Genomic DNA, 7267 nt, shown 5'->3' on the forward strand with positions numbered 1-7267 from the left:
GACAAGTCATTCAGAACGCAGGGCGCCGTAAATACATCCCTGTAGGCTTGGCGGCAGCATCCTTGCTGCCGACACCTGGAGCCACAAGGATGTGGCGAATGCAGAAAACGCAGGAGCAGTTTTCTGTCGTTCTAAACGCCCTGTCCCGTCATAAGTGTGTAGCCCTAGCCACTTGTATTAAGCTTCTGCGGTTGTTGGGTCTATCATGGTTTTAACTTCAGAGATTCGGTTAGCTGGAAAACCACCGGATTGGGCATGAGCTTTAATCGCTTCTTCGTTAGGCGCGATATAAACACAATACACTTTGTCAGCAGTGACGTAGCTTTCTAACCATTGGATGCTAGGTCCCATGTTTTGCAGAATGCCACAGGATTTTTGTGAAATACCTTGTAAGTCGTTAGCGGTTAAGTCGCCTGCGCCTGGAATGTCGCGTTCGATGATGTATTTTGGCATGTTGTATCCTCGTGTTGAATAATAAATGACCGGTCGTCTCAGTCTTGAAAATCATATCATTTAGGTAAAAAATAATCATCTAATAATTGCTCATAACATTGTTTTAGCGGACGCGACGATTTGTCGATTTTCATTCGGAGTAACACGCCTTGCCAAGCGTTAACCAATAAATCCGCCATATCTTCAGCCGATTTATCGGTTCTGATTAAGCCTTGGGCTTGAGCTTTTAACAATCCATCACGCAGCACATCGCGGTAATCATTGACGGCTGTTTGTAGCGCCAGTCTGACAATATCACTGGTATCGCCTAATTCACCCATTAGATTGCCTAATAAACACCCCCCTTGGTATTCTGCGTGCTCTAGCTCAATAATTAACTCGGCAAAATACTGCTTAATCGCTGCGAGGGCATTTAATTCCGGATTGGCGAGATGTGTTTTGAGTTGGGTAATAAAAGGCGCGATATAAAACTGTATTACTTCGGCTGCATAATTTTCTTTACTACCGAAATAGTTATAAAACGAGCCTTTTGGGATTTGTACGGCATCTAATAGCTCTTTTAAGCCAGTGCATGGTAGCCTTGTTTGGTTAAAAGACTAACGCCTTGGGCTAATAAGTTTTCACGATTATGTTGTTTTTGTTGAGATTCGGCCATAAACGGGTGGTGAGCTAAGGAATTGACAATACCATTATAATTTATGGCGTTTCATCTCTGCGTGCTAGCGGGGCGGAAAAATAATTTTGGCTACACCCTGTTCTGCCTTACGTGGGTAGCCATAATTTTTTTACGCCAAAATGACAAAAATTTCATTACTCGCCTTGCTATTTAAAATGCTGCCCTCATAATCAAGCCTTTAGAACATATGAAACGCATAATAAGGATACGCATATGAAAGAATTAGAGCACGATGCCTTAATACCGGTGCTGCCGCTAAGAGACGTGGTTGTTTATCCGCACATGGTGATTCCGTTATTTGTAGGGCGAGAGCGATCCATCGATGCGCTGGACGCAGCTATGAGAAATAACAAACAAATCTTACTGGTTGCGCAAAAAGAAGCCGAGGTTGATGAGCCGGAATTTGATGAATTATATGAAGTAGGCACGTTAGCCAATATTCTGCAGTTGCTGAAGCTCCCGGATGGTACCGTTAAAGTGCTCGTTGAAGGTAGTTTACGCACTGCAGTAACGCGTTATCAAGAAACGGGTAGCTTTTATTCGGCAGAAGTAACGCCTATACAAGAAATCCTGACGCTAGCTGAGCAAGAGCAAGACGTCTTACAACGTACAGCGATTAGTTCTTTTGAGCAATACGTTAAGTTGAATAATAAGATTCCGCCAGAGGTGTTAACTTCGTTAGCCGGTATAGACGATTTAAGCCGGCTAGCCGATACCATGGCGGCGCACATGAGTTTAAAAGTCGCTGATAAACAAAAGATACTTGAAAACGCGAATATTGAGAGCCGTTTAGAAAATTTGATGACGCTGATGGAAGGCGAGGTCGATATTCTCGAAATGGAGAAAAAGATTCGTGTTCGCGTTAAGCAACAAATGGAAAAAAATCAACGCGAATATTATTTAAATGAGCAAATGAAAGCGATTCAAAAAGAGTTAGGCGACATGGATGATGTGCCTAATGAGATTGAAGAGCTAGAGCGGAAAATTGCTGAAGCCGGTATGTCGAAAGAGGCGAAAGCTAAAGCAGATACGGAGTTAAATAAATTAAAACTGATGTCACCGATGTCGGCAGAAGCGACGGTGGTTAGAAATTATCTCGACTGGATGGTGAATGTTCCGTGGAAGAAAAAAACGCTAGTCAGGAATAATTTAAAAATTGCTGAGCAAGTGTTAGAAGAAGAGCATTACGGATTAGATAAAGTTAAAGAACGCATATTGGAGTATCTGGCCGTACACCAACGCGTTAAACAAATTAAAGGGCCTATTTTATGCTTAGTCGGCCCGCCAGGCGTAGGTAAAACGTCATTAGGTGAATCGATTGCGCGTGCCACTAATCGTAAGTATGTGCGCATGGCCTTAGGTGGCGTGCGTGATGAAGCGGAAATTCGTGGTCACCGACGGACTTATATTGGTTCTATGCCAGGTAAAATTTTACAAAACCTGGCCAAGGTAAAAACACGCAATCCTATGTTTTTACTAGATGAAATCGATAAAATGGCGGCGGATTTTCGTGGTGATCCCGCATCGGCTTTATTAGAAGTGTTAGATCCAGAGCAAAACCATAAATTTTCTGACCATTATTTAGAAGTCGATTTTGACTTGTCAGATGTCATGTTTGTTGCAACGGCGAATACGATGAATATTCCTCCTGCGTTGTTGGATAGAATGGAAGTCATTCGTTTATCGGGTTATACCGAAGATGAAAAGATTAACATCGCACTACGCTATTTAATCCCTAAACAAATCAAAAATAATGGCTTAAAACCCCATGAAATAGAAATTAGCGAAGCTGCGGTTAGAGATATGATTCGGTATTACTCGCGTGAAGCTGGGGTTAGAAGCCTTGAGCGTGATATTTCTAAGATTTGCCGTAAAGTGGTTAAAGCCATGCTACTCGCACCTGAAACCAAAACCGTGCAGGTTACTGAGGAAAATTTAACCGATTATTTAGGGGTTAAACGCTTTAAATATGGTATTGCTGAGCAACAAGACCAAATCGGTTGCGTGACGGGGCTAGCTTGGACTGAAGTCGGTGGTGAATTACTGACGATTGAAACGGCAGTCATACCCGGTAAAGGTAAGCATTCAGCTACGGGAAAACTTGGCGATGTGATGAAAGAATCGATAGAGGCAGCAATGACGGTTGCGCGTAGCCGTGCTGATATTTTGGGTATTGATCATGAATTGTTTCAGAAAAACGATATTCATATCCATGTACCCGAAGGTGCGACACCTAAAGACGGTCCAAGTGCGGGTATAGGCATGTGTACTGCGATTATTTCGGCGCTTACCAAAATTCCTGTGCGCGCCAATGTTGCGATGACAGGAGAAATTACGTTACGTGGCGAAGTGCTGCCTATCGGTGGGCTAAAAGAGAAACTATTAGCCGCACACAGAGGTGGTATTGATACCGTGTTAATACCGACTGAAAACGAAAAAGATTTAGTGGAAATACCTGATAACATTAAACAAAACTTGTGCATTAAACCTGTGCATTGGATTGATGAAGTGTTAGAAGTTGCGTTGCAATATTTGCCAACACCGATAGATAAACATTTAGTCGATGAGCAAAGCAAAACTGATGCCGATGTGGCTAAAGCGATTACTTCGCTTACTGCGCATTAAGGTTTACGCTTAAAATAGTCTAAGCCACAATTTTCAAGGGGTGTAGCGGGTATTAATGCTTGACACTGAGAATGCCCGATTGTATAAATACCCGCGTCACCCAGAGTGCTGAGAAGCTTTAAGAGTGAACAAACACGTCTTGTATAACAAAAAAATAGAACCTGAGGGGGAATAATGAATAAATCGGATCTTATCGACGCTATTGCTGAATCCACACAATTAACCAAAGCAGATGCTGGACGTGCTTTAGATGCGTTCTTAGGTGCTGTAACCAATGCGTTAAGCAAAGGTGATACGGTAGCATTAGTCGGCTTTGGCACTTATTCAGTTAAAGAAAGAGCTGAGCGCAAAGGCCGTAATCCACAGACTGGGGAAGAGATTACTATTAAAGCAGCAAAAAATTCCTACATTTAAAGCTGGTAAATCTTTAAAAGATGCTGTAAACTAATATTCATCAGTCGGGTGCTTAGCTCAGCTGGGAGAGCATCGCCCTTACAAGGCGAGGGTCGGGGGTTCGAACCCCTCAGCACCCACCAGACTTTTGGAGTGGTAGTTCAGTTGGTCAGAATACCGGCCTGTCACGCCGGTGGTCGCGGGTTCGAGCCCCGTCCACTTCGCCAAAAACATAGTAAAAAGCCCCGAACCACTCGGTTCGGGGCTTTTTTTTTTTGTACTGTCTTTTACTTAGAGCACTGCTATGCTAACAACCATCAGAGAAAAATCACAAGGCGCGTTCGCGTGGATCATCTTAATTGTTATTTGTGTACCATTTGCTTTATGGGGCATTAATAACTACATGGATAAAGGTCAGGAATCCCCTGTTGCTTCGGTAGGAAGCAAAGATTTTTATCAACGTGATGTTAATAAGGCCTATGATCAATTCAGTCAAAATTTCCGAGGTCTTGGCATTGATGAGGCGTTGTTAAAGCAGCAAGCGTTGCAAAAGCTAATCAAAGATGAAGTGTTGTTACAATATGTACAAAATCAGGGTTTAGAGGCTAGTGATGCAAGTTTGCGCGAATTCATTAAGTCCTTGCCTTATTTTCAAACAGATGGAAAATTCGACGAAGCGGTCTATAAATCAATATTAGCCCAGCAAAGACTTTCTAGCGTTGAATTTACCAATAGAATTCGTAATGTATTGCTGATGGAGCAGTTCCAGCAAAGCATTAGTGGTAGTGCATTTGCGACGAATTATGATGTAGAAAATTTTTTATCGTATTCAAAATCAAAAACGGAGTATTGAATACGCGATTTTGCCAATGCCTACGCCTGAATTACCTAAAGATGACGAGATTTCAGCGTATTATCAGCAACATCAAGACCAATTCCAGTCACCAGAGCAAGTGTCTGTAGACTATATCGAGTTGAAGTTAGCGGATATAGCCGCTAAAGTCGAAGTCAATGACGAAAAGTTAAAAGCTTATTACGAAGAGCAAAAGCAGCAATATACCAATCCAGAGCGGCGTAAAATCAGCCATATCTTGTTTGCCGTTAACGATAAAGCCACTGAGCAAAGTGCATTGCAAAAAGCACAGCAAGCGCAACAACAACTGAAAACAATGGATTTTGCTGAGGTGGCTAAACAACTCTCCGATGATAAATTGACTGCTAAAAATGGTGGTGATTTAGGTTTATTCACGCAAGGTGTGATGGAAAAACCGTTTGAAGCAGCTGTTGAAAAATTGGCTTTAGGTCAAATCTCAGACCCTGTTAAGACCTCTTATGGTTATCATTTAATTAAAGTGACAGAATTGACGCCTGCAACGACTAAACCCTTTGATTCGATTAAGGATGAAGTTGCTAAAGCGTATCAAAAAGCCCAAGCCGAAAATTCGTTTTACGAAGTAGGCGAAAAACTTGCTGAGTTAAGTTATCAAAATCCCGATAGCTTATCGCCTGTTGCCGATGGCTTAGCGCTTCCTGTTAAAAAGTCAGCTCTTTTCACTAAAGATAAGGGTGAGGGCATTGCTGAAAATCAAAAAATACGCGAAGCAGCGTTTTCAGAAGAGGTTTTGCAAGGTAACAATAGCTCGCCTATAGAGCTAGGTAGCGATGGTTTAGCGGTTATTCGCTTGTTAGAGCATAAACAAGCCGCGCCTAAGGATTTGGCATCGGTGAAAAACGATATTAGCGCCATTTTAATGCGTGAAAAAGCCAAAACGCAGTTAGAAGCGCAGGTAAAGACGATTAAACAGCGTTTAAATCAAGGTGAAAAATTTGATGCGTTGGCAGCTGAATTTAAGTTTACTGTGAAAACTGCGCAAGACGTATTACGCCGCACGGCTGACATAGCGATGCCATTACGCGAAGCCATTTTTAAAGCTGCGAAGCCTGTAGGCGATAAAGCCACTGTCACTACCGCTGTGTTACCCGATGGCCAGCAAGCGGTTGTGCGCATTGTTAAAGTGACAGAGGGGGAAATGAGTGAGACTGATAAGAAACAAACAGATATTGCTAAAGAAAATATCGCGAATCTGTATGGTCAAGATGAGTTCGCTGCGTTATTAACTAGCTTAGAAAAGTCCGCCGATATTACTGTTCATCAGCCTGCTGTCAAGCCTGAGCAAGAGCAGGAATAACGTATCAGCAATACTCAGTCGCTTGAGTGATGGGTTAAGCCATGCTCAAGCGCGTATTGAAACAGTTTAACTTCACTGTCTAAGTTAAGCTTTTGCATTAATCTTGCCTTATGAGTGCTAACGGTTTTACTGCTAATATTCAGTTGATGACCGATTTCGTGAACCTTATGACCTGTTGCTAACAGTTTAAGAATCAATAGTTCTCTAGCTGAGAGGAGTTGATGAGGCTTAGGGGGTAAGGGTTTGTTTTCGCCAAAGGCAATTTTTTCAGCAAGTTCAGCGCTTAAATAGCGTCCTCCTGCGGCGACTTTGCGTATCGCAGCCAATAATTCTTTTGGCGAACTATCTTTAGTGATATAGCCTAATGCACCGGCTTGTAAGTGCGTTTTGGCAATTTGTGCTTCATTATGCATACTTAAGATAAGAATAGGGGGGCTGCTAGCTTGAGCCTGAAGCGCTCTTATCAAATCACAACCATGCAGCCCTGGAATGCTTAAATCAAGCAAAATTAAATCGGGTTGATATTTTTTTGCTTGTGCTAGGGTTTCTTCGCCACTTGCGGCTTCCGCGCATACCTCTATATCCGTTTCACCTTCAAAGAGCTGTTTTAGTCCTTCCCGCATAAGTTCATGATCGTCAACAATGAGTAAGCGTATCATGGGTTAACCTCATAATCTGAATGTGGCAGTGTGAGTCTAATCGTCGCTCCCGGTGGAGCGCAGTCAATCTCTAGTATGCCATGTAATAATAAGGCGCGTTCGCGCATACCGAGGATGCCAAAAGCATTGTGTTTTTCCAGTTGTTCGGCTTTGATACCTATGCCATTATCACTAATGCTGACAACAATCGTGCTGTTATTTAAGCTTAAGTAAACATCAACGCGTTGCGCATACGCATGTTTTAACACATTGGTTAGGGATTCTTGCACGAT

At 42.5% G+C, this 7267-nt stretch carries 7 protein-coding genes, 2 tRNA genes and 1 pseudogene; 6 read left to right on the top strand and 4 right to left on the bottom strand.

Translation table 11 applies throughout. The features are described from left to right. Positions 1–177: 177 nt before the first annotated feature. Complete coding sequence (locus tag VZ94_RS17360; RefSeq protein WP_045780188.1) at positions 178–453, bottom strand: DUF4242 domain-containing protein; 276 nt, start codon at positions 451–453, stop codon at positions 178–180. Positions 454–509: 56 nt separating this feature from the next. Further along, on the bottom strand, positions 510–989 hold the full coding sequence (locus VZ94_RS17365) for a TetR family transcriptional regulator C-terminal domain-containing protein (protein ID WP_338040489.1): 480 nt from the start codon (positions 987–989) through the stop codon (positions 510–512). Positions 990–1342: 353 nt separating this feature from the next. Here VZ94_RS17365 and lon point away from each other — a divergent pair, with 353 nt between their 5' ends. The 6 genes and pseudogenes from lon (at position 1343) to VZ94_RS17390 (ending at position 6336) form a co-directional block, all read left to right on the top strand. Continuing rightward, a complete protein-coding gene (gene lon / locus VZ94_RS17370) occupies positions 1343–3754 on the top strand; it encodes an endopeptidase La (protein WP_045780189.1) in 2412 nt (803 codons plus the stop codon). 174 nt (positions 3755–3928) lie between these two features. Further along, positions 3929–4202, top strand: a pseudogene (gene hbs, locus VZ94_RS17375) (non-specific DNA-binding protein Hbs). A gap of 12 nt (positions 4203–4214) precedes the next feature. Further along, a tRNA-Val gene (locus VZ94_RS17380) sits at positions 4215–4290 on the top strand. A 7-nt stretch (positions 4291–4297) separates the two neighbouring features. Further along, positions 4298–4374, top strand: a tRNA-Asp gene (locus VZ94_RS17385). Between the two features lie 77 nt (positions 4375–4451). Further along, positions 4452–5000, top strand: a complete 549-nt coding sequence (locus tag VZ94_RS29520) for a SurA N-terminal domain-containing protein (RefSeq protein ID WP_239650035.1) — start codon at positions 4452–4454, stop codon at positions 4998–5000. 16 nt (positions 5001–5016) lie between these two features. Next, positions 5017–6336, top strand: coding sequence for a peptidylprolyl isomerase (locus VZ94_RS17390; RefSeq protein ID WP_239650036.1), 1320 nt, complete (start codon positions 5017–5019; stop codon positions 6334–6336). 14 nt (positions 6337–6350) lie between these two features. Here VZ94_RS17390 and VZ94_RS17395 read toward each other — a convergent pair whose 3' ends face one another. Further along, positions 6351–6995, bottom strand: a complete 645-nt coding sequence (locus VZ94_RS17395; protein ID WP_045780191.1) for a response regulator — start codon at positions 6993–6995, stop codon at positions 6351–6353. Further along, positions 6992–7267, bottom strand: a 276-nt coding sequence (locus VZ94_RS17400; protein ID WP_239650037.1) for an ATP-binding protein, incomplete at its 5' end; no start/stop codon positions are given. The genes VZ94_RS17400 and VZ94_RS17395, both read right to left, overlap by 4 nt.

Source organism: Methylocucumis oryzae (genome assembly GCF_000963695.1).
GTDB lineage: Bacteria > Pseudomonadota > Gammaproteobacteria > Methylococcales > Methylomonadaceae > Methylovulum > Methylovulum oryzae.

What these genes read in the sequence shown, in the direction of transcription:
- VZ94_RS29520 (WP_239650035.1), top strand. Translation starts at nt 4,452, where the DNA reads ATGCTAACAACCATCAGAGAAAAATCACAAGGCGCGTTCGCGTGGATC.
- VZ94_RS17395 (WP_045780191.1), bottom strand. Translation starts at nt 6,995, where the DNA reads ATGATACGCTTACTCATTGTTGACGATCATGAACTTATGCGGGAAGGA.
- VZ94_RS17360 (WP_045780188.1), bottom strand. Translation starts at nt 453, where the DNA reads ATGCCAAAATACATCATCGAACGCGACATTCCAGGCGCAGGCGACTTA.
- VZ94_RS17390 (WP_239650036.1), top strand. Translation starts at nt 5,017, where the DNA reads ATGCCTACGCCTGAATTACCTAAAGATGACGAGATTTCAGCGTATTAT.
- lon (WP_045780189.1), top strand. Translation starts at nt 1,343, where the DNA reads ATGAAAGAATTAGAGCACGATGCCTTAATACCGGTGCTGCCGCTAAGA.